Source organism: Stella humosa (assembly GCF_006738645.1).
GTDB lineage: Bacteria > Pseudomonadota > Alphaproteobacteria > ATCC43930 > Allostellaceae > Allostella > Allostella humosa.
In genome coordinates this window covers 2,543,561-2,567,724 of the sequence record NZ_AP019700.1, presented here as the reverse complement: position 1 = coordinate 2,567,724, position 24,164 = coordinate 2,543,561, and the positions used below count along the sequence as shown (strand labels likewise).

The following is a 24,164-nucleotide window of genomic DNA, read 5'->3' as shown; positions in this document are numbered from 1 at the left end:
GGCACCTACGCCCCGGCCAACGCCTGCCAGACCGTGGTCGCGGCGAAGAACACGAAGAGCGCGCCCGTCCCGCGGACGACCCAGATCTCGTGCTGGCGATAAAGCCGGCGCACCGGCGCGCTGCCGACGATCCAGATCAGGATGGCGTCGGCCACCAGGAACCCCACGAAGCAGGCCGCCAGCAGCAAGGGCGCATTGGCCCAGGTCAGCGACTGCACCTCGTTGGCGAGCAGCGCGGTGAAGACCGACAGCGTCACCGGATAGCTCTTGGGATTGGTGATGCCGAAGATCAGGCCGTTGACGAACGGCCGGCGAGCAAGCGGCATGCGCCGGCCGGACGCGTCGGGCCTGGCCCGGAGCGCGCGCAGGCCGAGCCAGAAGAGATAGGCGGCACAGGCCAGCGCCAGGCCCTGGAACAGCCGGGGTGCCAGGGTCTGCGCCCCCACCATGGCGGCCAGCGCCAGCACCGTCCACCACAGGTCGCCCAGCAGGTGGCCGAAGATGAAGCCGGCCGCCGCGCGGCGGTGCTGGGCCGCGCCGATGGCGATGAGCGCCAGCACCGCCGGGCCCGGCGTCAGCACGACGATGGCGCCGCCGACCGCGGCGGCAAGGAGGACGGACGGCTCCATTCCGGATGGCTCAGAAGAAGCCGCGCCGGCGGAACCAGACGATCATGCCGATGGCGACGGTGATGAAGACGCACCAGATCGCCGGGTAGCCATAGGCCCAGCCCAGTTCCGGCATCGCCAGCGGCCCGGCATCGCGGTCGAAGTTCATGCCGTAGACGCTGGCGAGGAACGAAAGCGGCATGAAGATGGTGGCGATCACCGTCAGCAGCCGCATGATGTCGTTCAGCCGGTTGGAGATGGCCGAGACATAGATGTCCATCAACCCCGAGGCCGTCTCGCGATAGGTCTCCAGCACCTCGATCACCTGGGCCGCATGGTCGTAGCAGTCGCGCAGGTAGACGCGCGTCTCCGGCCGAATGAGCGCGTTGTCGTCGCGCAGCAGGTTGGCGACCACGTCGCGCTCCGGCCAGATGGCGCGGCGCAGGACGTGGAGCGAGCGGCGCGCCTGCTGGATGGCGCGGGCGGAATCGGGCGTCGCGCGCTCCAGCACCTCGGCCTCCAGCGCGTCCAGCCGGTCGCCAAAGTCTTCCAGCAATGGAAACTTGCGGTCGATCACCAGGTCGACCAGGGCATAGAACAGATAGTCCGAGCCGCGCCCACGCATCGGGTTGTCGGCGGAATCGAGGCGACGGGCGACGGGAGCGAAGATGTCGTCCCCCTCCCCGTCATGGAAGCTGACGACGAAGGACGGCCCCAGGAAGAGGCTGACCTGCTCGATCTCGAGCAGGCCCGAGGCCTGGCGCTCGACGTCGTTCAGGACGGCGAACAGCACCCCGTCATAGCTGTCGACCTTGGGGCGCTGGGCGCCGGCGCGTTGCACGTCCTCCAGTGCCAGCCGGTGCAGGCCGAAGGCGGCCCCCAGCATGCGCAGCAGGCCCGCATCCGGCACGCCCGCGACATCGAGCCAGATGCGCCCGCCGCGGGCCCGGAACGCCCCGCAGGTGGCCTCGTCGGGGTCGTCCCGGGTCTCCACGCCATGCTCGTCATAGACGCGCAGCCGCACCCGGCGGACGCCGGCCACCTGGTCGGTGAGCGTTCCCGGCGACAGGCCGGGCACGATCTTGGTGCGCCGGCGAGCCCCCTTTGGGACGGCCATCGGCCGCCCCCTACTTCCCGGCCAGCAGCCGGATCACGGCCGAGAAGTCCTGCTGCCCGTGGCCGGCCGCGTTCATCAGGCCATAGATCTGCGCGGCAGCAGCCCCCAGCGGCGTGACGGCCCCGGCGGCCTGGGCCGCCTGCTGGGCCAGGCGCATGTCCTTGGCCATCATCGCCGCGGTGAAGCCCGCCTGATAGTCGCGGTTGGCGGGCGAGGTCGGCACCGGGCCCGGCACGGGGCAATAGCTCGTCAGCGACCAGCACTGGCCGGAAGAACGGCTGGCCACGTCGAACAGCTTCTGCCGGTCGAGGCCCAGCTTGTCGGCCAGGTTGAAGGCCTCGCTGACCGCCACCATCGAGATGCCGAGGATCATGTTGTTGCAGATCTTGGCCGCCTGCCCGGCGCCCGACGCCCCGGCATGGACGATGGTCTTGCCCATCTGCGCCAGCACCGCCTCGGCCTTGGCGAAGGCATCCGCCGTTCCACCGACCATGAAGGTGAGCGTGCCGGCCGACGCCCCGCCGACGCCGCCGGACACCGGCGCGTCCAGCATCTCCAGCCCCGCGGCCGCGGCCCCGGCCGCCACCGCGCGCGCCGATTCCACGTCGATGGTGGACGCGTCGATCAGCAGCGTGCCGGGCTTCACCTGGCCGACGATGCCACCCTCGCCCAGATAGACCGCGCGCACCTCCGGCCCGGCCGGCAGCATCGTCACGACGATCTCGGCGGCCGCCACGGCGTCCGCCATCGAGGCCATGCGCTCGGCCCCGACCGCCTCCGCGCGGTCGAGATTGTCCTTCGACAGGTCGAAGGCCAGCACCTTGTGCTGCGCCTTGACGAGGTTGGCGGCCATCGGGCCGCCCATGTTGCCGACGCCGATGAAGGCAATGGTCGCCATGTTCGCTCTCCCTGCCGGAGCCGCCATCGCATCCGACGGCCCCGGATGTCTCGTTTGTCAGAAGCTGAGGTCGCCCTCGGCCGGCCGGGCGAAATGCCGCGCCACCAGGTCCGGCCCGACCTCGTCCAGGCTGGCCGGTTGCCATTTCGGCGCGTGGTCCTTGTCGACCAGGACCGCCCGGATCCCCTCGAAGAAGTCGTGCCCGTCCATGCAGGCCTGGACCAGCCGGTACTCCATCACCAGCGCATCCTCGATCGACAGGCCGCGGCCGCGCTGCATCTGCTCCAGCACCACGCGCAGGCTGGTGGGCGAACGGTGCAGCAGGCCGTCGCGCGTCTCGCGGGCGAAGTCGCTGCCGTCGCGCGACAGGGCCTCCAGGATGTCCTCGATCGTGCCGTGCGCGAAGCAGCGCCGGATCGTGTCGAGATGGGGGGCGAGCGTGCCCGGCCCGGGATCGGCGCGATGGGCGGCCACGGCATCGTCGACCGGGGTGCCGGCGCGGATGGCGGCTTCCAGGGCCGGGATGGCGGCGCTCGGCACGAAATGCGCGCCGGTGTCGGCCGCCAGCACGTCCGCCCCCTTCAGGCGCGCGCCGGTCAGCGCCAGATAGGTGCCGATCCCGTCCGGGCAGCGGGTCAGGAACCAGGTGGCGCCAACGTCGGGGAAGAGGCCGATCGCCGTCTCCGGCATCGCGAACATCGTCTTCTCGGTGACGATGCGGTGCGAGCCGTGCACCGACAGGCCGACGCCCCCACCCATCGTGATGCCGTCGAGCAGCGCGACATAGGGCTTGGAGTAGCGGTGGATCTGACGATTGAGCTGATATTCCTCGCGGAAGAAAGCGCGCGTCGGATGATCGGGCGAGCCGTCGCGGCCGTTGCGCCCGGCTTCCCAGATCGCCCGCACGTCGCCGCCAGCGCAGAAGGCGCGCTCGCCCGCCCCCTTGACGATGACCGCGCGAATGGCGGGATCAGCCTCCCACGCGGCCAGCGCGGGTGCCATCGCGCGAATCATCGGCAGGGTCAGCGCGTTCAGGGCCTTCGGGCGGTCCAGGGTGACGGTGCCAATGCCGTCGGCGGTTTCGATGCGGATATCGTCGGTCATGCGCGGGCTGCGGTCGGCATCGGTGGTGTCTCTCCAGGCTCGGTCGGTCGGCGATGATATCGACCGGGCCGGCGGCGTTCAACGCGGCCACTGCGATCGACGCGATTAATTGACAATAAGAATCAGTCGCAATAAAGCATCGACGCCCCTGCAAGGCCTGCTGAGATATCGATCACGGGGGAACCATGACCACGCAACGCTACCGCACGGCCCTGCTATCGGGGACGGCGCTGCTGCTCCTGACCACGACCGGGCACGCGCAGGCGCCGGTGCCGGCAGCCGATCGCCAGACGGCCGCCACCTATCTTTCCCCGGTCGTGGTCGAGGCCGAGACGGTCGAGGACCCCTACGCCAGGCCGGCCGCCACGAGCCGCATCGGCCGCGACGAGATCGACCAGTTCGGCGGGCAGAGCCTCGACGACGTGCTGCGCGCCTCCCCCGGCGTCTTCACCCGCGACAGCGTCCAGAACCCCGGCATCGCAGTGAACATCCGCGGGCTGGAGGGGTCCGGCCGCGTCAACATGATGATCGACGGGGTGCGCCAGAATTTCCGCTTCACCGGCCACGAGGCCCAGGGCTTCGCCTATGTCGACCCGGCCTTCATCGTCGGCGTCGACATCAACCGCGGCGCGGTCTCCGGCGCGGGTGGCGCCGGCGCACTGGCGGGCACCGTCAACTTCCGCACGATCGGTGTTTCGGACCTCATCTCGAAGGGGCGAAACTGGGGCGCCCAGGCGACGGCCACCTATGGTACCAACGGTGCCGGCTGGTCGGAGTCGGTTGCCGGTGCCTATCGCTTCAACGACACGGTGGCGATCGCCGGCGGCATCAGCAAGCGCGACCCGCGCAACTACAAGAACGGCGACGGCGAGACCGTCCCCTACACCGTGCAGGACATCGCGTCCGGCATCCTGAAGCTGGAATTCACGCCCAGTGCCGACCACAGCCTGAAGTTCGGCGGCAACATCTATCGCAACGAGTTCTACGCGAACTCCTACTTCCAGGACATCGACTCGCGGCAGTTCACCGCCAACTACACCTATACGCCGGACAGCGACCTGATCGATCTCCGGGTCAACGCCCACTACAACCGCGTCCGCATGAACTATGACGGCGCGCTTACCGCGCTCAGCGCCGTGGGCCGACGGATCGACGATACCGGGCTCGGCTTCGACATCTCGAACACGTCGCGTTTCCGGCTCGGCCCCCTGGCCGTGTCGGCCAACTATGGGGTCGAGTACTTCCACGACGATGTCGACGTCCGCAACAGCACGGCCGTCCCCGACCGCGGCGTGAACGCCAGCGGCAAGAACGCGATCGGCAGCGTCTTTTCCGCCACCACCTTCACCTATGGCATGGCGGACCTGATCGTGGGCTTGCGCTACGACCGGTACACGCTCGACGGCCAGGGCTCGGTCGTGGCCGAAAACCCGCTCGGCATGCCGGCGGGGCCCTACGACCTCGATCGCTCGGCCGGGCGCCTCAATCCCAAGGTGACGCTGGCACTGAACCCCCTGCCCTGGCTCCAGCCCTTCGTGACCTACGCCGAGGCGTTCCGGGCGCCGACGATCTCCGAGAGCCTGGTTGGCGGCAGCCATCCCTCGCAGGCCGGCGGCCCGCGCCAGTCGTTCTTCCCCAATCCCTTCCTGCAGCCGGAAATCTCCAAGGGGTGGGAGATCGGTGCCAACATCCGCAAGAACGACGTCCTCGCCAAGGGCGACAGGCTGCGCTTCAAGGGCAACTATTTCTACAACAACATCGACAACTACATCACCGCCGAGATGGCCGGCGGCGTCCACTTCGTCAACAATCCCGGCACGTCGGTGGTGCAGGGCGTCGAGGTCCAGGCGGCCTACGACGCCGGCTTCGCCTTTGCCAGCCTGGGCTACACCTACACCCACTCCGAACTGCCCTCGCAGGTGAACGGCTTCGGCGCCCAGAGCTACCTGCCCGACCACATCTTCTCGGCTACGGTGGGTGCCCGCCTCTTCGACCAGCGCCTGACGCTCGGCAGTCGGCTCTATGCCGTCAGCAAGAGCTATGTCGGCGAGGTCAACGTGGCGCCCGGCACCGACCCGCACGAGAAGGGCTATGTCACCGTCGACCTCTTCACCAACTTCCAGATGACCGACAATCTGGAACTGGGTGCCAACGTGACGAACCTGTTCGACAAGTCCTACTCGCCCGCCCTCAGCACATCGCCCGGGATCGCGGGCCTCGCGACCGGGCGCGGCCGAACTTTCCTGGTCACCGCGAAAGCCAAATTCTAGGGTCCAAAGATGCTAATGCGTTGCAGTCGCGTTATGGGGAGAACCGCCATGCCATCCATCTGCCGACCGGCCGCCCTGGCAGCAGCGGCACTGCTCCTGGCTAGCGGCGTCCAGGCGCACATGCCCTACGTGCTGCCGTCCATCTTCGATGTCGGCCAGCGCGGCCACATCCTGGTCCAGGCCTCCTTCACCGAAGATGCCTTCGTGCCGGACATCGCCATGCGCGACGCGCCATTCCACCTGATCGCGCCCGATGGCCAGCAAGGCGCGGTCGGTCCGGTCAGCTACCTGCGCGACGTCTCGGTGTTCGAAGCCGACCTGAAGGCCGAGGGCACCTACCGCCTCACATCGGGCCAGCGCCTTGGGCGCAAGGGCCGGATGTACAAGGATGGCGACCAGTGGAAGATGGGCGGCGAAGGCGGCCGCACCCCGGCGGGGGTCGAATTGGTCGAGGTCCAGAGCACCACCCTGGCCGAAGCCTACGTCACCCGCGGCCGCCCCAGCGACGCCGCGCTGAAGCCGTACGGCGTGGCGCTGGAGATCCAGGCCCTGACCCATCCGAACGGTCTCTCGGTCGGTGCCGATGCGACGTTCCGGGTCCTGTTCGACGGCGCGCCGCTGGCCGGGCTGGAGGTCACCGTGTTCCGCAGCGCCGGGGTCTATGACGGCCGCAAGGTCGCGGCCAAGGCGACCACCGATGCCGGCGGCGGCTTCGCCTTTCGACCGGAGGGTGCCGGCACCTACCTCGTTCTCGTGCGCCACCGGGCGGCCGCTCCCGCAGGCGCCGAGACCCCCTATCGCAGCTACACCTACACCCTGGCCTTCGACGCGATCTGAAACGCGTCTCCGATGGAGCAGAGCATGACCTATCGACTCCTTGCCGCGGCGACCGCCCTCGGCCTCATCGCGTCGGTCGCCGTTGCCGCCCCGCATGGGGGCAACGCCTTCATCCGCGACTACGACACCAATGGCGATGGCCAGGTGACCCGGGCCGAGTTCGACGCCGTCCGGGACGTGCGCTTCAAGGCGACCGACGCCAACGGCGACGGCACGCTCGACGAGGCGGAGTATGTCGGCGAGTACACCGTCCGACTCGACGCCCAGCTGGCCGCGTCCGACCTGACCGCCGAGAAGAAGACCGAGGAGCGCCAGCGCCAGGTTCGCCAGGCCCATGTCCGATTCGGGGCGCTGGACAAGAACAAGGACCAGCGCATCGACCGTGCCGAATACGACACGTCGGGGGCGGCCGCCTTTGCCGAGCAGGACGACGACAAGGACGGCGTGGTGACGCTGGCCGATGCCGCGGCCAGGCGGGCAAAGCGGGCAGCGGCGGCGAAGTAGCCGCCGTCCCCGCCGCTCACCGGCGCAGCGAGGGGCGCTGCCGGTGCCACTCCTGGGTCTGCTCGTAGGCATGGGCCGCGCGCAGGACCAGGCCATCGGCCAGGCGCGGGCCATGGATCATCAGGCCAATCGGCAGCCCGTCCTCGGTGAAGCCGCAAGGCACCGAGCAGGCGGGCTCGCCGGTGGCGTTGGCCACCGCCGTCAGGCCGGCGGCCAGCCCCAGCACGGACGCGCTGCGCCCTTGCACCATCACCGCGTCGACGTCGTGTGGCGTCGCCGGCAGGGGGCCGGTCGGCGAGATCAGCAGATCGACCCGCTCGAACAACCGGCGATAGGCGTGGCGCACCTTCGCGCGCACCTGCTGGGCCTGCAAGTAGTCGACGGCCGTGTAGGCCGAGGCCGAGGCCAGCGTCTCGACCAGGTCCGGCCCGTAGTCGTCGGGCCGCGTCTGCAGCCAGCGGCGATGGAAATGGGCGGCCTCGGCCCAGGCAATGGTCAGGCAGAGGTCGAGTCCATGCCGGGCCTCGGGGATCGGCACGGCGACGATCTCCGCCCCCAGGCTGCGATAGACCTCGACCGCGGCCATGACCGCTTCCTGCACCTCGGGGTGGCAGTCGTCGAAATAGACGTCGGCGGGCAGGCCCAGCTTCAGCCCGCGCACGCCCTGGCGTAGCCCGGGCCGCAGCGCCGGCGGCCGGCCGGGCAGGCTCGACGGGTCGCGCGGGTCCGGCCCGGCGATCACCTCCAGCAGGATGGCCGCATCCTCCGCCGTCAGCGCGATCGGCCCGGCATGGTCGAAGGACCAGCTTTCCGGAAAGACACCGAAGCGGGGCACCAGCCCATGGGTCGGCTTGTGGCCGACCAGGCCGCACATGTGCGCGGGGATGCGGATCGAGCCGCCGGTATCGCTGCCCAGGCTGCCCAGCCCCTGGCGCGTCGCCACGGCCGCCGCGGACCCACCCGACGAACCGCCCGGGATGTAGCCCTGGCGCCAGGGATTATGGCAGCGGCCGAAGAACGGGTTGTCGTTCGTCACCCCGCAGGCCCATTCGTGCATGTTGGCCTTGCCGACCAGCACGGCGCCCGCCGCCAGCAGGCGGGCCACGGCGGGAGCGTCGAAATCCGGCACATGGTCCTTCAGGATGACCGAGCCGGCCGTCGTGGGGATGCCGGCCGTGCAGTAGAGGTCCTTCAGGCTGATCGGCACGCCATGCAGCGGCCCGCGCCAGTGGCCGGCCTTGATCTCGGCTTCTGCTGCCCGGGCCTGCTGGCGGGCGACATCGGCGGTGACGGTGATGAAGGCGTTGAGGCGCGGCTGCAGGCGCTCGATCCGCGCCAGCGTCGCCTCGGTCAGGGCCACCGGCGAAAGCGAGCCCGCCCGCATCAGGCGGCCGGCGCTGGCGATGGTCAGTTCATCGAGGTCGGCGTCACGCATCGGCCCTATCCGCGCGGCATCAGGAAGTCGAACTCGAAGCCGGCGACATCCTCGTCGTAGAAGCGCTGCATGCGCTCCTTCTGGGCGACCAGCAGGCCGTGCAGGCGCGCCGCCCGGGCCTCGTCGCACGGCAGACCGGCCCATTCGGCAACCACTTGGGCGGATGACGGCGACAGTTCCTCGCTATCGGCCATGGCGGCCCCCTCCCCAATTTCCTATTTGGTCGTTTCTTGCATTTCCGCCGCGCGAATCAAGCGTCGAGCTTGGCCCGATCATACAGCCTGGCCGAGAGGCAGGAAGCAGCGCAGAAAGCGGCAGACATGCGACGGAAGGCGCGATTGTCCCCAGCGCGCCTGGGGAAATATGATCGTCCACGATCCATGGTCCGCCGCCTGCCCCCAGGAACCATCCCATGACCGCACGCCACACCGGTGCCCTCGGTGCCTTTCCCGCCATCCGCATGCGGCGCAATCGCTTCGACGCCTGGACGCGGCGCCTGGTCGCCGAGACGCGGCTGTCGGTCGACGACCTGATCTGGCCGCTGTTCGTCTGCGAGGGCGAAGGGGTGGAGCGGGAAGTCGCCTCCATGCCCGGTGTCATGCGCTATTCGGTCGACCGGGTGGCGGCCGCCGTCCGCCGTGCGGCCGACCTCGGCATCCCCTGCGTCGCCCTCTTCCCCGAGACGGACGGCGCGCGCAAGACGCCCGATGGCGAGGAGGCCTGCAACCCGGCCAATCTCGTTTGTGCGGCGGTCCGCGCGATCAAGGCGGCGGTGCCCGACATCGGCGTCCTATGCGACGTGGCGCTCGACCCCTATACCAGCCACGGGCAGGACGGGTTGGTGCGCGACGGCTACGTCGTCAACGACGAGACGCTGGCGGCCCTCTGCCGCCAGGCGGTGGTCCAGGCCGAGGCCGGCTGCGACATCATCGCCCCGTCCGACATGATGGACGGCCGCATCGGCGCCATCCGCGGCGCGCTGGATGCGGCCGGGTTCGGCCATGTCCGCATCATGTCCTATGCCGCCAAGTATGCGTCCGGCTTCTACGGCCCGTTCCGCGAGGCCGTCGGCTCGGGCAGCGCGCTCGGCCAGGGCGACAAGAAGACCTACCAGATGGACCCGGCCAACGGCGACGAGGCCTTGCGCGAAGTGGCGCTCGACCTGGCCGAGGGCGCCGACATGGTCATGGTGAAGCCCGGCATGCCCTATCTCGACATCGTCCGGCGCGTGCACGAGACGTTCGGCGTGCCCACCTTCGCCTACCAAGTGAGCGGCGAGTACGCCATGCTGCGCGGTGCCATCGATCGCGGCTGGATGGAGGATCGCATCATCCTGGAATCGCTGCTGGCGTTCAAACGGGCGGGTGCCGCCGGGATCCTCACCTACTTCGCCATCGACGCGGCAGAGCGGCTCGCCAAGTAGTTGCCATCGGCAACTATATGGTTGCCGAACGCATCTAATGGGCTATCCTGCTGGGACCATCCCGGCGGAGGCCATGCATGCCCGACAGCGATCTCCAGTCTCGCACCGAGACCGTCCGCGCCTTCAACCGCTTCTACACCAAGGCCATCGGCGTGCTGGAGAAGGGCTATCTCCACAGCCCCTTCTCGCTGACCGAGGTCCGCGTCTTCTACGAGCTGCGCCACCGCGAGGGCCTGGCCGCCGCGGCCATGGGCCGGGAACTGGGGCTCGATCCCGGCTATCTCAGCCGCCTGCTCGCCCGCTTCGAGGCCAAGGGCTACCTACGGCGGGAGGCCTCGCCCGATGACGCCCGGCAGAGCCGGCTGTTCCTGACCGAGCACGGGGCTGCCACCTTCGACCCGCTGGAGCAGGTCGCCAGCGACGAGATCGGCCGCCTGCTGGCCGCCCTTTCCCTGGCCGAGCAGGACCGGCTGCTGGCGGCCATGGCAACGATCCAGACCCTGCTGGAGGGAACGGCCGACCGCGGCGCCGGCTGGCTGCTGCGCCCGCACCGGCCGGGCGATTTCGGCTGGATCGTGCAGCGCCATGGCGAGATCTACTCGGCCGAATATGGCTGGGACCAGCGCTTCGAGGGCGTGGTCGCCGGCATCGCGGCCGACATCATTGCCAGTTTCGATCCCGCGACCGATGCCTGCTGGATCGCCGAGAAGGACGGCCGGCGGATCGGATCGGTCGCGGTTGTGGCCAAGACGCCGGCCCTGGCGCAGCTCCGTATCCTGATCGTCGACGCAGAGGCGCGCGGCCTGGGCGTCGGCCGGCGGCTGGTGGCAGAGTGCATCACCTTTGCCAGGCGCGCCGGCTTCGCCCGCATGACGCTGTCGACCTACAGCTGCCTGGCGGCGGCCCGGGGCCTTTACCAGCAGGCCGGATTCCAGCTCGAACAATCCGTGCCGGAGCGCAGCTACGGCCAGGACCTCGTGGCGGAGACCTGGACGCTGGCGCTGTGACGGCCCCAGGCCGGTTGTCGCCGGCGGTCGTCCTGGCCGCCGCCTTCACCGGCATCCAGGTGGGCGCCGCCATGGTGGCGACCCGGGCCGTGGTCGGCGAACTCGGCCCCGCCTCGCTGGCGCTGCTGCGCTACGCCATCGGCTTCCTCTGCCTGGTGCCGGTGCTGGTCGCGACCGGCAGCTCCATGCGGGTCGCCTGGCGCGACCTGCTGCCGATCGCCGGCCTCGGCATCCTGCAGTTCGGGGTTCTGATCGCACTGATCAACATCGGCCTGGCCCATATCCCGGCCGGGCGGGCTTCGCTGGTCTTCGCCACCTTCCCGCTCCTGACCATGCTGGTGGCGGCCCTGCTCGGGCGCGAACGGCTGACGGCGGGCAAGAGTGCCGGCGTGCTCGTCACCATCCTGGGTGTCGGTCTGGCGCTGGCCGACCGGCTCGATGGGGCGGCCGGAATCGGCTGGTTCGGCGAGGGCATGGTGCTGGCAGCGGCCCTGTGCGGGGCGGTCTGCACCGTGCTCTATCGTCCGCACGTCGCCCGCTATGGCGCGCTGCCGGTGGGCGCCGTCGCCATGCTGGCGTCGGTCGCCTTCCTGGCCCTGCCCGCGCTGGGCGAGGGCATCCTCGGCGCCGTGCCGCAGATCGGCTGGGGCGGCTGGGCAGCGATCCTCTTCATCGGGGTCGGCAGCGGCAGCGGCTATGTCGCATGGCTATGGGCGCTCCGCCACGGCACGCCCACCCGCGTCACCGTCTTCCTCGGCCTCGGGCCGGTGACGGCCACGCTGCTGGGGGCGGTCCTCCTGGACGAGCCTGCCGGCTGGCCGGCCCTGCTGGGGCTGGCCGCCGTCCTGCTCGGCCTGTGGCTGGCGCTGCGCGAGCCGCCGGCTCAGCCGCGATCGAGGAAGTCCACCACCAGCGCGATCTGAGCGGGGTCCATGAGTGCGGGCGCGTGGGCGCAGTCGGCGATCACCGCCAACTCCGCCTTCGGCCCGCGCGTCGTCATCTCCTGGGCGGTCTCGGCCAGCAGCAGACCGGATTCGGCGCCGCGCAGCACCAGCGCCGGCACCTTCACGCGGTCCCACACCGGCCACATGTCCACATCCTTCATCGGCAGGTTGCGGAAGGGATGGGCGATGGCCGGGTCGTAGGCCAGCCGGAAGCCGCCGGCCGGGTCGGGCCGCGTCATGTGGCGGGCCATGTGTGCCCATTGCGCGTCGGTCAGCCGGCCGAAACCCGCCGCCACCGTGCGCTGGTAGGCATCGGCTTCCTCCAGCGTGGCGAAATGCGGATCGCGGCCGACATAGGTGCCGATCTGCTCCATCGCTGCCTGCGGAATGAACGGGCCGACATCGTTCAGCACCATGCGGCCGATCGGCTGGCCGCGGGTGGCCGCCAGCAGCATGCCGAGGAAGCCGCCCATCGAGGTGCCGACCCAATCGAGCGTCTCGACGTCCAGCCGCGCGATCAAGGTCGCCATGTCGGCCATGTAGCGCGGATAGCCGTACTCGGCCGCGTCCGCCAGGTGGCCGCTGTCGCCGCGGCCGACGATGTCAGGGCAGATCACGGTGCGGCCGCGCGCCACCAGGGCCTGGGCCAGGAAATCGAAATCCCGTCCGTTGCGCGTCAACCCGTGGACGCAGATCACCGGCGGGCGGTCCAGGCTGCCCTGCCAGCGATGGTAGGCCACGCGGTGGAAGCCCTTGGCGCCCAGGCAGGAGACGAATTGCGTTTCGGGTGTCATTGACGGCCTTCGGCTGCTGCGGCGGGTCTGGCATCCACCCTATCAGGAGGGTGGCCTATTTGTCGTCCGGGCAGGGGCCGCCGCACTCGGCGGCAAAGGATATCCGGTTGCGGCCGGCATTCTTGCTTTCATAGAGCCGGGCGTCCGCGCGGCGCACCAGCTCTTCCAGGTCCAGGTCGTTGGTCGGCCGCGCCGTGGCGCCGCCGATGCTGACCGTCACCAGCGGCGACACGGACGAGAATGCGTGCGGTATGGCCAGGTCCAGCACCGACTGGCGGATCTTCTCGGCCACGCGCACGGCGCCGCCGCGGCAGGTGTCGGGCAGGATGCAGGCGAACTCCTCGCCGCCGTAGCGCGCCACCAGGTCGGCCGCCCGGCCGGCCTGGTCGGCCACCGTGCGGGCGATCGCCTTCAGGCACTCGTCGCCCGCGATGTGGCCGTACCCGTCGTTGAACTGCTTGAACAGGTCGACATCGATCATCAGCAGCGACAGCGGCGATTCGTGGCGCTGGGCGCGCAGCCACTCGCGTTCCAGCGCCCGGTCGAAGGCCCGCCGGTTGGAGATGCCGGTCAGCCCGTCGATGCTGGACAGCCGCTCGAGCAGGTCGCGCTGGCGCTGCAACTCCAGGTGGTTGCGCACGCGGGCGCGGACGACCGGGACGCTGAAGGGCTTGGTGATGTAGTCGATGGCGCCCAGGCCCAGCCCGCGCTCCTCGTCCACCTCCTCGGCCAGCGAGGTCAGGAAGATGACCGGGATGTCGCGGGTGTTGGGATTGGCCTTCAACATGCCGCATACCTCGAACCCGTCGAGGCCCGGCATCATGATGTCGAGCAGGATCAGGTCGGGTTGATGCTCCAGCGCCAGCGACAGCACGCGGGCGCTGTCGCCGGTACAGATCGTCCGGCAGTCGCCTTCCAGGATCGCGCTCATCAGCGCGAGGTTTACCGAGACGTCGTCGACGATGAGAACCGTTGGTTTCTTCTCGACCATGTCGATACCTGAGCGGGCGCTGTGTGAGGATGACGTCGTAGGGTTGCAGTCAGATGGTCCGAGTATCCGGTGCCGCGCCCTTCGGCAAGCCGAAAAGCAGTTTTGCGATGCGCGCATGCGGTCGCAGCCGGCCCGCGGCAGGCAGGCGATGGACTTCGCCCGACGCGTTGGATAGTAGAGCCGTCGCCGGCGCGCCCCCACCCCGACGCCGCGAGAGCGGAGCCCCATGACATCTGCGATGCGCGGCGCCCTTCTGGTCGCCGCCGCTGCCACCTGCTGGAGTACCGGCGGCGTCGCCGTGCGCTTCATGGATGCCGGCCCCTGGGAGGCCGCCTTCTGGCGCTCGGTCTTCCTGGCGATCGCGGTCGGCCTGTTTTGCGCCTGGCGCCACCGCGCGCGGCTGCCGGCGGCGTTCGCGGCCATGGGCTGGCGCGGCATCGCCTCTGCGCTGGCGGTCGCAGCCTCATCCCTCTTCTATTTCGTGGCCCTGGCCGATGCCTCCGTCGCCACCGTGCTGGTGCTGATGAGCACGACGCCGCTGCTGACCGCGATCCTGGGCTGGGTCGTGCTGGGCGAGCGCTTCGGCATGGCCACATTGCTGGCGATCGCCGCCACCATGGCGGGAATCGGCGTCATGGTCGGCCCGGTCGATCTGCTGTCCGGCGGTTGGCGCGGCCTGCTGGGGCTGGGCGTGTCGGCCTTCGGCGCCGTCAACATCGTCGTCGTGCGCGGCACCAGGCCCGGCACCGACATGGTGCCGGCCGTGGTGCTGAGCGGCGTCTTCCTGGCATTCGGCAGCGCCTTCGTCGGTGAGCCCTGGTCGGTATCGGGCAAGGACCTCGCCATCTGCGCCTTCATGGGCATCTTCCAGGTCGGGCTGGGGCTGACCCTGTTCGTGACCGGCATCGGCCTGCTGCCGGCAGCACGTGCCGGCCTGCTGACCCTGACCGAGACCGTCCTGGCACCGTTGTGGGCATGGCTCGGCGCCGGCGAGGTGCCCGACCAGCGCACCCTGGCCGGCGGCGGCCTCATTCTGGCCGCGCTGGCGGCCTATGCCGTGCACCAGGGGCATAGCGGCCGGCGGGCCGGCCTTGCCGCCCCGGCGCCGCGCAAGCTATGACAGGACCATCCACCCGCCCATCGTACAATGAGGAGAACGCGGCATGACCGCTGCAGGCCCGCTCAGCGGCGTCACGGTCGTCGACCTGTCCCGCATACTGGCCGGACCCTACTGCACCATGCTCATGACCGAGCTGGGCGCGCGGGTGATCAAGGTCGAGCCCCCCGAGCGCGGCGACGACGCCCGCCACTACGGCCCCTTCGTCAACGGCAAGTCCGCTTACTTCCAGTCGGTCAACCGTGGCAAGGAATCGATCGCGCTCGACCTGAAGAACGACGCCGACCGCGCCGTCTTCGAGGACCTGCTCGGCATCGCCGACGTCGTGGTCGAGAACTTCCGGCCCGGCACCATGGAGAAGCTGGGCTATGGCTGGGACGTGCTGCACGCCCGCTATCCCAAGCTGATCTATGCCTCGGCTTCGGGCTTTGGCCATACGGGGCCGGAATCCAAGCGCCCCGCCTACGACATGGTCGTCCAGGGCATGGGCGGGATCATGAGCGTGACCGGCCATGAGGGCAGCCCGCCGACGCGCATCGGTACCTCGATCGGCGACATCGGCGCCGGGCTCTACACCACGATCGGCGTTGTCTCCGCCCTCTTCCATCGCGCGGCCACCGGCGAGGGCCGCAAGGTCGACGTGGCCATGTTCGACTGCCAGCTGGCCCTGCTGGAAAACGCGATCATGCGCTTCTTCGTCTCGGGCAAGCCGCCCGGCCCGCTCGGCGCCCGCCACCCGTCGATCACGCCATTCGAGGTCTTCACGACCCAGGACGGCCATGTCATCATCGCGGCTGGCAACGACGCCCTCTATCGCAAGCTGTGCGACGGGCTGGGCCGGCCGGAACTGGCCACCGATGCCCGCTACCTGACCAACGACCTGCGCAACCAGCATGTCGACGTGCTGAAGGCGCAGCTCGAGGAGACGCTGACCAAAGCCGACACGGCCCATTGGATGGCGGTTCTGGACAAGGTCGGCGTTCCTGCCGGACCTATCAACAACGTCCAGCAAGCCATTGAATTTCCGCAAGCTGCGGCGCGCAACATGCTGGTCACCGTCACCGACCCGGAGATGGGCTCGATGCCGGTCGTCGGCAATCCGATCAAGATCTGGGGTTTCGAGGATCCCACCACTCGCGATCCGGCCCCGGTGCTCGACGGCAACCGCGACGCCATTCTGAAGGCGCTCGGCCGCGCCTGATCACGCTTTCTGTCTGAGGATTCTATGCAGAAGAACGAACTTTCGCCCCAGCTCGACCCGTTCGCGCTGGCCAAGTCGCTGGCCGGCCGCAACCTCATCGACGGTGCCCTCGTCCCGGCTGCCGCCGGCAAGACCTTTCCGGTGGTCAACCCCGCCACCGGCGAGGAAGTCTCCCAGGCCGCCTATGGCGAGGCGGCCGACGTCGATGCCGCCGTGGCGTCGTCGGTGAAGGCGCAGAAGGCCTGGGCCCGCCTGCCGTCGCGCGAGCGCGGCCGGCTGGTCGCCGAATGCGGCCGCCGCCTGACGCTGCATGTCGAGGAACTGGGCCGGCTGATCGCGCTGGAGACCGGCAAGGCGCTGCGCACCGAAAGCCGCGTCGAGGCCTCGGTCCTGGCCGATGCCTTCGTGTTCTATGGCGGCCTTGGCGGCGAGTTGAAGGGCGAGACGGTCCCCTTCAACCCCGACATGCTGTCGCTCACCCTGCGGGAGCCGATCGGCGTGGTCGGTGCGATCATCCCCTGGAACGTGCCCATGATGCTGATGGCGCTGAAGATCGCGCCCGCCATGGTCGCCGGCAACGCCGTCGTGGTGAAGTCGGCCGAGGAAGCACCGCTGGCCGTGCTGCGCGCCTGCCAGATCATGAACGAGGTGCTGCCGCCCGGCGTCTTCAACATCCTGTCGGGCTTCGGGCCGGAATGCGGCGCCCCGCTCGTCACCCATCCCAAGGTCGGGAAGATCACCTTCACCGGCTCGGTCGAGACCGGCAAGATCGTCTACCGCGCGGCGGCCGACAAGCTGATCCCGGTGACGCTGGAGCTAGGCGGCAAGAGCCCGATGATCGTCATGGGCGATGCCGATGTCGACCGGGCCGTGGGCGGCGCCGTCACCGGCATGCGATTCACCCGCCAGGGACAGAGCTGCACGGCCGCCAGCCGCATCTTCGTTCATTCCAGCATCCACGACGAGTTCGTCGGCAAGCTGAAGGCCAAGGTCGACGCCATGGTCATGGGCGACCCGCTCGACGAGAAGACCGACATCGGCACGATCATCTCGCACCAGCAGTTCGACAAGGTGAAGTCCTACATCAAGATCGGGACCGAACTGGCTGGTTCAAAAGCGAATCTCTGCTCTGCCATGCCGACCGACCCGAAGCTGGCGAAGGGCCTGTTCGTGCAGCCGGTGATCTTCACCGGCGTGGACAACGACTCCCGCATCGCGCGTGAGGAAATCTTCGGCCCTGTCGCCTGCATCATCAAGTTCGACGACTACGAGCAGGTCATCGAGCAAGCCAATGATTCGGAATACGGATTGGCCGCGACGATCTGGACCAGGGACCTCCGCACCGCGCTCGACGCGTCGCGCCGCCTGGAGGCCGGCATCGTCCAGGTGAACCAGAACCTGGTCGTCCAGCCCAACATCTCCTATGGCGGCGTGAAGCAGTCCGGCCTCGGCAAGGAAGCCTCGCTCGAGGCGATGCTCGAGCACTTCACCCACAAGAAGACCGTGATCATCAACATGCTCTAGGACGGCGGGAGGGACGCATGCGACTGATCCGGCGTGCCCTCGCGCTGCTGCTGGCGGCGGCCGTCTGCCTCGTGGCAGGCGGCTTCCTCTACCTGTGGACATCGTTGCCGCCGACGAGCGGCGAGATCCGCGCAGCCGGCCTGGGCGCGCGCGCGCAGATCGCCCGCGACGCCCACGGGCTGGTGCGCATTACCGCGGCCAACGTGCCCGACGCCTACTTCGCCCTGGGCCTGGCCCACGCCCAGGATCGCTTCGCCCAGATGGAACTGCAGCGCCGCGTCGCCCAGGGCCGCCTGGCCGAGGTGATCGGCGCCGACGGGGTGGAGACCGACCGCCTGATGCGGACGCTGGGCATCCACCGGCTGGCACAGGACATCGTGCCGACCCTGGACGCCAAAACTCGAATTATATTCGACTCTTATGCCGCTGGGATAAACACCTACATCAACTCCGCCAGCCAGATGCCGCCACCGGAGTTCGTGCTGCTGCGCCACCGGCCGGAGCCGTGGACGGCCGCCGACAGCGTCGCCTGGGGCAAGCTGATGGCCCTGCAACTCTCCGGCAACTACCGCGCCGAGGCGTTGCGCGCCCGGCTGCGCACGCGGCTCACCCAGGACCGGGTCGATGCGCTGTGGCCGGACGCCGGGGGCCCCAGCACGACCGAGGGGGCATCGAACGCCTGGATCGTCGGCGGCGCGCGCACGATCGGCGGCAAGCCGATCCTCGCCAACGACCCCCATCTGGGCCTGCGCCTGCCGGGCATCTGGCACCTCTCGCGCATCGAGGCACCCGGCTTCACGGTGGCCGGCGGCGCCTTTCCCGGAACGCCCTTCCATGTGCTCGGGCACAATGGCCGCGTCGCCTGGGGCATGACCACGACCAATGCCGACGTCTCCGACCTCGTGCTCGAACGGGTGACGAGCGACCGGCCCGACCACTATGACAGCCCCGACGGCCCGCTGCCGTTCGCCGTCCGGGAAGAGACGATCCGCGTGCGCGGCGGCAGGCCGATCCCGCTCCGCGTGCGGACGACGCGGCATGGGCCCGTCATCTCGGATGTCTCCAGCGCGATCACCGCGCCGGCCGATGGCCAGGTGGTGGCGCTGCAGGCGACCTGGCTGCTGCCCGGCGACCGCACCGCCCAGTCCTTCCACGCGATGATGCGTGCCGGCACCGCGGCCGCCTTCCGCGAGGCCCTGCAACTGTTCGGCGGCCCGCCCCAGAACATCCATTTCGCCGACCGCGAGGGCGAGTTTGGCATGGTCACGGCCGGAAACATCCCCATCCGCGACGGTGGCGACGGCTGGATGCCGGCCGAGGGTTGGACCGCCCGCAACCGCTGGCCGGCCTTCATTCCGTTCGACCGCCTGCCGCAGCGCGCCGGCAAGCCGTACGAGGTGATCGCCAACGCCAACAACCGCGTCGTCGGCGCCGACTATCCGTTCCTGATCACCCGCGAGTGGGATGCCCCCTATCGCATCCAGCGCCTGGCCGACCGGCTGGCCGAGCCCGGCCGCCACCGCGTCGACACCAGTGCCGCCATCATGGCCGACTCCGTCTCCATGTCGGCCCGGGCGCTGATCCCGCTGCTGGCCCCGACGGTGCAGCGGAACGCGCGCACTGGCGCGGCGCTCGACCGGTTGGTGGCCTGGGACGGCACGATGGACCGCCTGCGCCCCGAGCCGCTGATCTTCACGGCCTGGATGCGCGAGCTGGTGCGCACGATCCTGGCCGACGAGCTGGGCGACCTGTTCGAGGAGTTCTGGGACCTGCGCCCGGGCCTGATCCAGCACATCCTGACCGCCGACCCGTCCTGGTGCGACGACCAGGTGACCCATGACCGGGTCGAGACCTGTGGCGACCAGGCGACCGCCGCGCTCGAGCGTGCCATCGACTTCCTGTCGGCGCGCCACGGCGCCGACCTGTCGCGCTGGCAGTGGGGGGCCGCCCACACCGTCCGCTTCTCGCCACCCTACCTGGGCGACGTGCCCCTGCTGGGCCGGCTCTTCTCGGCAGAGGTCGCGACCGACGGCGGCAGCGACACCATCAATCGAGGCAACATGCGCATCAACCAGGAAGCCACCCCGTTCCGCAATGTGCACGGGGCCGGCTTCCGCGCCGTCTTCGACCTGTCCGATCTCGACCGCTCGTGGTTCATGATCGCCGCCGGTCAGTCGGGCAACCCGCTGTCGCGCAATTTCCTGGACCTCGTCGTGCCTTGGCGGGATTTCGATTGGCTGCCCCTGCCCGCCTGGGCCGGAACCCCGCCCGAGGGGCGCACCCTGCGCCTGGTGCCGCAATGACGGTGACGCTGGCGGACATCCGCAGCGCCGCCGCCCTGATCGCCGGGACCATCCCCGAAACGCCCTGCATCCCGGCCCCGCGCCTGTCCCAGGCGAGCGGCGCCGAGGTCTTTCTGAAGCTGGAGACGGTGCAGGCGACGGGCTCCTTCAAGGAGCGCGGGGCGCTGGCGCGCCTGCTGACGCTGACGCCCGAGGCGGCCGCCGCCGGCGTCATTGCCATGTCCGCCGGCAACCATGCCCAGGGCGTGGCCTGCCATGCCACCCGCCTCGGCATCCCGGCCACCATCGTCATGCCGGAGGCGACGCCATTCACCAAGATCGAGCGGACCGAGGGCTACGGCGCCCGCGTCCTGCTGCACGGGCGCACCCTGGCCGAGGCGCGCGCCTATGCCTGGGAGGTGGCAGAGCGCGACCGCCTGACCTTCGTGCATCCCTATGACGACCCGATGGTGGTGGCGGGCCAGGGCACCGTGGGCCTGGAGATCGCCCGCCAGGTGGAGCGGCTGGACGACGTCATCGTGCCGATCGGCGGCGGCGGGCTGATCGCCGGCACGGCCACGGCCATCCGCGCGCTCAGCCCGCGGACGCGGATCTGGGGCGTGCAGACCGCACTGTTCCCGGCGATGCGGCAGACGCTGGCAGGCCAAGCCATCACCGCGGGTGGCGACACGCTGGCCGAGGGCATCGCCGTGGCCGAGCCCGGCCAGTTGCCCGCGCGCATCCTGGCCGGCCTGCTGGAAGACATCCTGCTGGTGGACGAGGCTTCCATCGAGCGCGCCGTGCACCGGCTGATCGAGGAGCAGAAGCTGGTCACCGAGGGCGCGGGTGCGGCGCCGGTGGCCGCCTTGCTGGCCAATCCGGACCGCTTCCGCGGCCGGCGGGTCGCCATCGTCATCGGCGGCGGCAACATCGACGACCGACTGCTGGCCTCGATCCTGATGCGCGGCCTGGTACGCGAAGGCCGGCTCATCCGCCTGCGCATCGAGTTGAACGACGCACCGGGGGCGCTGTCGCAGGTGGCCCGCCTGGTCGCCGATTCCGGGGGCAACATCGTCGAGATCTACCACCAGCGCCTGTTCTTCGACGTGCCGGTGAAGCGCGCCGAGGTCGACGCGGTGGTAGAGATCCGCAATTTCCGCCACGCCGACCTGCTGGCCGCCGCCCTGACCGCGGCCGGCTTCCCGACCCGGCAGATGACCTACACCAACGCCGGCAGTTAGGCCGCTGCGGGCCGTCCCGCCAGAGCCTGTTCGATGGCCGCCGTCAGGTCGTCGATGCGGTAGGGCTTGGCCAGTACCCGCAGGCCGGAGAGCTCGGCCAACTCCTCGCTGTAGCCCGTTGCCAGCAGGACCGGCATGCCCGGCCGCAGGGCGATCGCCTCGCGCGCCAGGTCGGCGCCGCTGATGGCGCCCGGCATAACCATGTCGCTGAAGAGCAAATCGATCGTCAGGCCGGCTTGCAGCCGCGCGAGGGCCTCCTCGCCCGACGCCGCGAGCGCCACGGCATAACCGAGGTCGCCCAGGGTCGACGCCACCAGGCTGGCCACCAGCGGATCGTCTTCGACCAGCAGCAGCCGGGCGCCGCCGGTAACGGCGGCCTGGATTGCCGGCGGATCGACGGCGGCCATTGCCGGCCGGGCGGCCCGCGGCAGGATCATAGCCACCGTCGTGCCCTGGCCGATCGCGCTTTCGATCCGCGCCACGCCGCCCGACTGGCGACAGAAGCCATAGACTTGCGACAGGCCGAGGCCCGACCCTTTGCCGACCGCCTTGGTGGTGAAGAATGGCTCGAAGACGCGGGCCAGAATCTCGGGCGGCATGCCCGAGCCATCGTCGCGCACCGCAACCCGCACGAAATCGCCGCAGAGACCGTCGATGTCGGAACCGTCCAGGCGGCAGTTCTCCGCCTCGATGACCAGCTCCCCCCGCCCAGCCATGGCATCCCTGGCATTGACGACCAGGTTCAGCAGGGCCAGTTCGAACTGCGTCGGGTCGGCTTCGACCGGCCACAGGCCCGGGCGCGGCTGCATGCCGACCGAGATGTCGGCACGCAGCGCGCGCTCGATCAGGCCGGCCATGCCTGCCAGCCGGTCGCGCACGTCGAACGGTTCCGGCCGCAGGGTCTGGTGCCGCGCGAAGGCCATCAGTTGCTGCGTCAGCCGCCCGCCGCGGGCGACGGCCTGCTGCCCGGCCTCCACCAGCGGGACGACCGCGGGCTCGGCGCTGCGCCGCCCGATCATGGTCAGGCAGGCCGACAGCGCCTGCAGCAGGTTGTTGAAATCATGCGCGATGCCGCCGGTGAGCTGGCCCACCGCTTCCATCCGCTGGGCATGGTGGAGTTGCTCCTCGGCCTGGCGCAGGGCCTGGGTCCGCTCGCCGACGATCTGTTCCAGGTTGGCGTTCAGCAGGCGCAGCGCCTCCTCGGCTTCCCGGCGTCGGCGCTCGGCCACGATGCGCTCCGTCGTCTCGACGACGATCGCCAGCACGCCGGACGGCTGGCCGGCGGCATCGCGGATGGGGCTGTAGTTGAGGTCCATCCACACATCTTCCGGCACGCCGTGGCGGTGCAGGATGAGATGCTGGTCGCGAAAGGAGAGCGTGCCGCCGCGCAGCCCGACATCCATGACGCGGCGATTGAAATCCGCGACCTCGGGCCAGCCGTCGAGTACCGGCATACCCAGGAGGCCCGGGTGCCGACCGCCGGCGAAGGCGGAATAGGCATCGTTGTAGATCATCACGCCGTCGGTGCCGCACAGCATCACGATCGGGACCGGGGACGCCAGGACGATATCCACCGTGGCGCGCAGCTCCGGCGCCCACGCGGCGCGCGCGCCGAGGCTCGTCCGCTCCCAGTCGAACCGGTGCACGAGCGCGGCCAACTCGCCGCGCAGCACGAAATCGGGCAGCGCCGGCCCGGTCATCGCCATTGCCGCCAGATGGAATCCATCGCCAAGGCCCCCATTTCCTCCCCGTGACAAGCTGGTGTATTGCCCAGCCGGCGGCGACCGCACTAGGCTGCTGAACGATGGTGCGCGAACCGGCCAGAGACAAGAGCGAAACCCAGGGTGCTGCAAAGCGCGCCTGGCTCGCGGGCCTGCTTGTCTGGGCCGTCGTGCTGCAGATGCTGGTGCCGATGCTGGGCCCGGTGCGCCTGGGCGACGGCACGGCAACCGCGGCCCTCGGTCGCCTGCTGCCCATCTGCACGATCGACGGGCTTCGCCTGGCAGAGCCCGGCACCAGCGAGAATGACGGTGCACCGGCCGGCCAGGCGATGGATGGCGGCTGGCATTGCGTCATCGCCTTCACGCCAGCGGTCGCACCGCCGGCGGAAATCGCGGTTCCGGCGGCGCCGGCCGGACGCATGTTTGCCTGGGCGGTGCCGCCGCCCGACGTACTGGCGATCAGCCGCCCGCGACAACCGCAATCGGCGCGCGGCCCGCCCATCAATTCCTGAACTTCGTAGCACTGCCCCGACCGTGTCCGGCCGGGCCGCAGTCGTTCTGCGTTACGTTTCAGGAGTTGAACAATGTCCACCCAGATCATATCCCGGCCGCACGCTAGGCGTGCTGCCCCGGTGCTTGGCGCCATCCTGGTCCTGGCCGCACTTGCCACCGCACCACAGGCACGCGCCCATGCGGTGCTCGATACAGCGACGGCGACGGCCGGCAGCTACCACAAGCTGGTCGTGCGAATCGGCCATGGCTGCAAGGGCTCACCCACCGTCGAAGTGTCCGTGGGACTGCCGGATGGGGTCGGCGGCGGCAAGCCGCAGCCCAAGGCCGGCTGGCAGGTCGCCACGACCAAGGAAAAGCTGGCCGAGCCATTTCGCGATGGCCATGGCGTCCTGGTAACGGACCGGGTCGCGCACGTGACGTGGACCGGCGGGCCTCTCGATGACGCGCACTTCGACGAGTTCGCCATCAGCGTCCGCCTGCCCAACCGGCCGGGCGAGACCCTGCGGTTCCCCGTCGTGCAGCGTTGCCAGACCGGCGAGCACCGTTGGGTCGAAATGCCCGCGCCAGGCCAGCGCCCAGGCGAACTGAAGGAACCTGCGCCGGGGCTGATGCTGCTGCCGCGCTAGCAGACCC

General features: G+C 69.9%; 22 protein-coding genes. 13 read left to right on the top strand and 9 right to left on the bottom strand.

Features of this window, described 5'->3' with window-relative positions:
* Positions 1-5 precede the first annotated feature (5 nt).
* From STVA_RS12045 to STVA_RS12030, 4 genes are read right to left on the bottom strand one after another with little or no spacing between them, the layout of a single operon-like run.
* Positions 6-629: a LysE family translocator gene (locus tag STVA_RS12045; RefSeq protein ID WP_123688187.1), complete on the bottom strand. Its 624-nt coding sequence runs from the start codon at positions 627-629 to the stop codon at positions 6-8.
* Between the two features lie 10 nt (positions 630-639).
* On the bottom strand, positions 640-1,725 hold the full coding sequence (gene corA, locus STVA_RS12040) for a magnesium/cobalt transporter CorA (protein WP_123688186.1): 1,086 nt from the start codon (positions 1,723-1,725) through the stop codon (positions 640-642).
* Positions 1,726-1,735: 10 nt separating this feature from the next.
* Positions 1,736-2,623, bottom strand: coding sequence for a 3-hydroxyisobutyrate dehydrogenase (gene mmsB / locus STVA_RS12035; protein WP_123688185.1), 888 nt, complete (start codon positions 2,621-2,623; stop codon positions 1,736-1,738).
* Positions 2,624-2,680: 57 nt separating this feature from the next.
* Positions 2,681-3,727 carry an enoyl-CoA hydratase/isomerase family protein gene (locus STVA_RS12030; RefSeq protein WP_123688184.1) on the bottom strand — a complete coding sequence of 349 codons (1,047 nt, stop codon included), beginning with the start codon at positions 3,725-3,727 and terminating at the stop codon, positions 2,681-2,683.
* A gap of 185 nt (positions 3,728-3,912) precedes the next feature.
* Between STVA_RS12030 and STVA_RS12025 the strand changes: the two genes are divergently transcribed.
* From STVA_RS12025 to STVA_RS12015, 3 genes are read left to right on the top strand one after another with little or no spacing between them, the layout of a single operon-like run.
* Entirely contained in the window at positions 3,913-5,997 is a 2,085-nt protein-coding gene (locus STVA_RS12025) for a TonB-dependent hemoglobin/transferrin/lactoferrin family receptor (protein WP_123688183.1), read from the top strand.
* Between the two features lie 48 nt (positions 5,998-6,045).
* Positions 6,046-6,834 carry a DUF4198 domain-containing protein gene (locus tag STVA_RS12020; RefSeq protein ID WP_123688182.1) on the top strand — a complete coding sequence of 263 codons (789 nt, stop codon included), beginning with the start codon at positions 6,046-6,048 and terminating at the stop codon, positions 6,832-6,834.
* A 24-nt stretch (positions 6,835-6,858) separates the two neighbouring features.
* Positions 6,859-7,338 (top strand): EF-hand domain-containing protein, encoded by a 480-nt coding sequence (locus STVA_RS12015; protein WP_123688796.1) that lies wholly within the window; start codon positions 6,859-6,861, stop codon positions 7,336-7,338.
* Between the two features lie 16 nt (positions 7,339-7,354).
* On the opposite strand, the gene STVA_RS12010 is transcribed toward STVA_RS12015, so the two are convergent.
* Positions 7,355-8,773, bottom strand: coding sequence for an amidase (locus STVA_RS12010; protein ID WP_170216310.1), 1,419 nt, complete (start codon positions 8,771-8,773; stop codon positions 7,355-7,357).
* A 5-nt stretch (positions 8,774-8,778) separates the two neighbouring features.
* A complete protein-coding gene (locus tag STVA_RS27655) occupies positions 8,779-8,967 on the bottom strand; it encodes a hypothetical protein (protein WP_170216309.1) in 189 nt (62 codons plus the stop codon).
* Between the two features lie 218 nt (positions 8,968-9,185).
* On the opposite strand from STVA_RS27655, the gene hemB reads away from it, so the two are divergent.
* From hemB to STVA_RS11995, 3 genes are all read left to right on the top strand, one after another.
* Positions 9,186-10,196 carry a porphobilinogen synthase gene (gene hemB / locus STVA_RS12005; RefSeq protein WP_245978172.1) on the top strand — a complete coding sequence of 337 codons (1,011 nt, stop codon included), beginning with the start codon at positions 9,186-9,188 and terminating at the stop codon, positions 10,194-10,196.
* Positions 10,197-10,273: 77 nt separating this feature from the next.
* Entirely contained in the window at positions 10,274-11,203 is a 930-nt protein-coding gene (locus tag STVA_RS12000; protein WP_123688180.1) for a bifunctional helix-turn-helix transcriptional regulator/GNAT family N-acetyltransferase, read from the top strand.
* Positions 11,200-12,126 carry a DMT family transporter gene (locus STVA_RS11995; protein ID WP_245978170.1) on the top strand — a complete coding sequence of 309 codons (927 nt, stop codon included), beginning with the start codon at positions 11,200-11,202 and terminating at the stop codon, positions 12,124-12,126. Before STVA_RS12000 ends, STVA_RS11995 begins: the two co-directional genes overlap by 4 nt.
* Here the strand turns inward: STVA_RS11995 and STVA_RS11990 are convergent.
* Positions 12,087-12,941: an alpha/beta fold hydrolase gene (locus STVA_RS11990; protein ID WP_123688179.1), complete on the bottom strand. Its 855-nt coding sequence runs from the start codon at positions 12,939-12,941 to the stop codon at positions 12,087-12,089. The two genes, STVA_RS11995 and STVA_RS11990, sit on opposite strands and share 40 nt — an antisense overlap.
* Positions 12,942-12,996: 55 nt before the next feature.
* Entirely contained in the window at positions 12,997-13,932 is a 936-nt protein-coding gene (locus tag STVA_RS11985; protein ID WP_123688178.1) for a GGDEF domain-containing response regulator, read from the bottom strand.
* Positions 13,933-14,158: 226 nt separating this feature from the next.
* Between STVA_RS11985 and STVA_RS11980 the strand changes: the two genes are divergently transcribed.
* Genes STVA_RS11980 through STVA_RS11960 form a run of 5 tightly spaced genes read left to right on the top strand, consistent with a single transcriptional unit; the run spans position 14,159 to position 21,297 of the window.
* Entirely contained in the window at positions 14,159-15,052 is an 894-nt protein-coding gene (locus tag STVA_RS11980) for a DMT family transporter (RefSeq protein WP_123688177.1), read from the top strand.
* Positions 15,053-15,095: 43 nt separating this feature from the next.
* A complete protein-coding gene (locus STVA_RS11975) occupies positions 15,096-16,250 on the top strand; it encodes a CaiB/BaiF CoA transferase family protein (protein WP_123688176.1) in 1,155 nt (384 codons plus the stop codon).
* A gap of 24 nt (positions 16,251-16,274) precedes the next feature.
* Complete coding sequence (locus tag STVA_RS11970) at positions 16,275-17,774, top strand: aldehyde dehydrogenase family protein (protein WP_123688175.1); 1,500 nt, start codon at positions 16,275-16,277, stop codon at positions 17,772-17,774.
* A gap of 17 nt (positions 17,775-17,791) precedes the next feature.
* The gene (locus STVA_RS11965) at positions 17,792-20,077 is read left to right on the top strand and encodes a penicillin acylase family protein (RefSeq protein WP_123688174.1); all 2,286 of its coding nucleotides are present in this window, start codon (positions 17,792-17,794) and stop codon (positions 20,075-20,077) included.
* Positions 20,074-21,297 carry a threonine ammonia-lyase gene (locus STVA_RS11960; RefSeq protein WP_123688173.1) on the top strand — a complete coding sequence of 408 codons (1,224 nt, stop codon included), beginning with the start codon at positions 20,074-20,076 and terminating at the stop codon, positions 21,295-21,297. Before STVA_RS11965 ends, STVA_RS11960 begins: the two co-directional genes overlap by 4 nt.
* Here STVA_RS11960 and STVA_RS11955 read toward each other — a convergent pair.
* A complete protein-coding gene (locus STVA_RS11955) occupies positions 21,294-22,997 on the bottom strand; it encodes an ATP-binding protein (RefSeq protein ID WP_170216308.1) in 1,704 nt (567 codons plus the stop codon). The genes STVA_RS11960 and STVA_RS11955 overlap by 4 nt on opposite strands.
* Positions 22,998-23,101: 104 nt before the next feature.
* Between STVA_RS11955 and STVA_RS11950 the strand changes: the two genes are divergently transcribed.
* Both STVA_RS11950 and STVA_RS11945 read left to right on the top strand, forming a co-directional pair.
* Complete coding sequence (locus tag STVA_RS11950; RefSeq protein WP_123688171.1) at positions 23,102-23,530, top strand: DUF2946 family protein; 429 nt, start codon at positions 23,102-23,104, stop codon at positions 23,528-23,530.
* 72 nt (positions 23,531-23,602) lie between these two features.
* Positions 23,603-24,157: a YcnI family copper-binding membrane protein gene (locus STVA_RS11945; RefSeq protein WP_123688170.1), complete on the top strand. Its 555-nt coding sequence runs from the start codon at positions 23,603-23,605 to the stop codon at positions 24,155-24,157.
* The last annotated feature ends 7 nt before the right edge of the window (positions 24,158-24,164 follow it).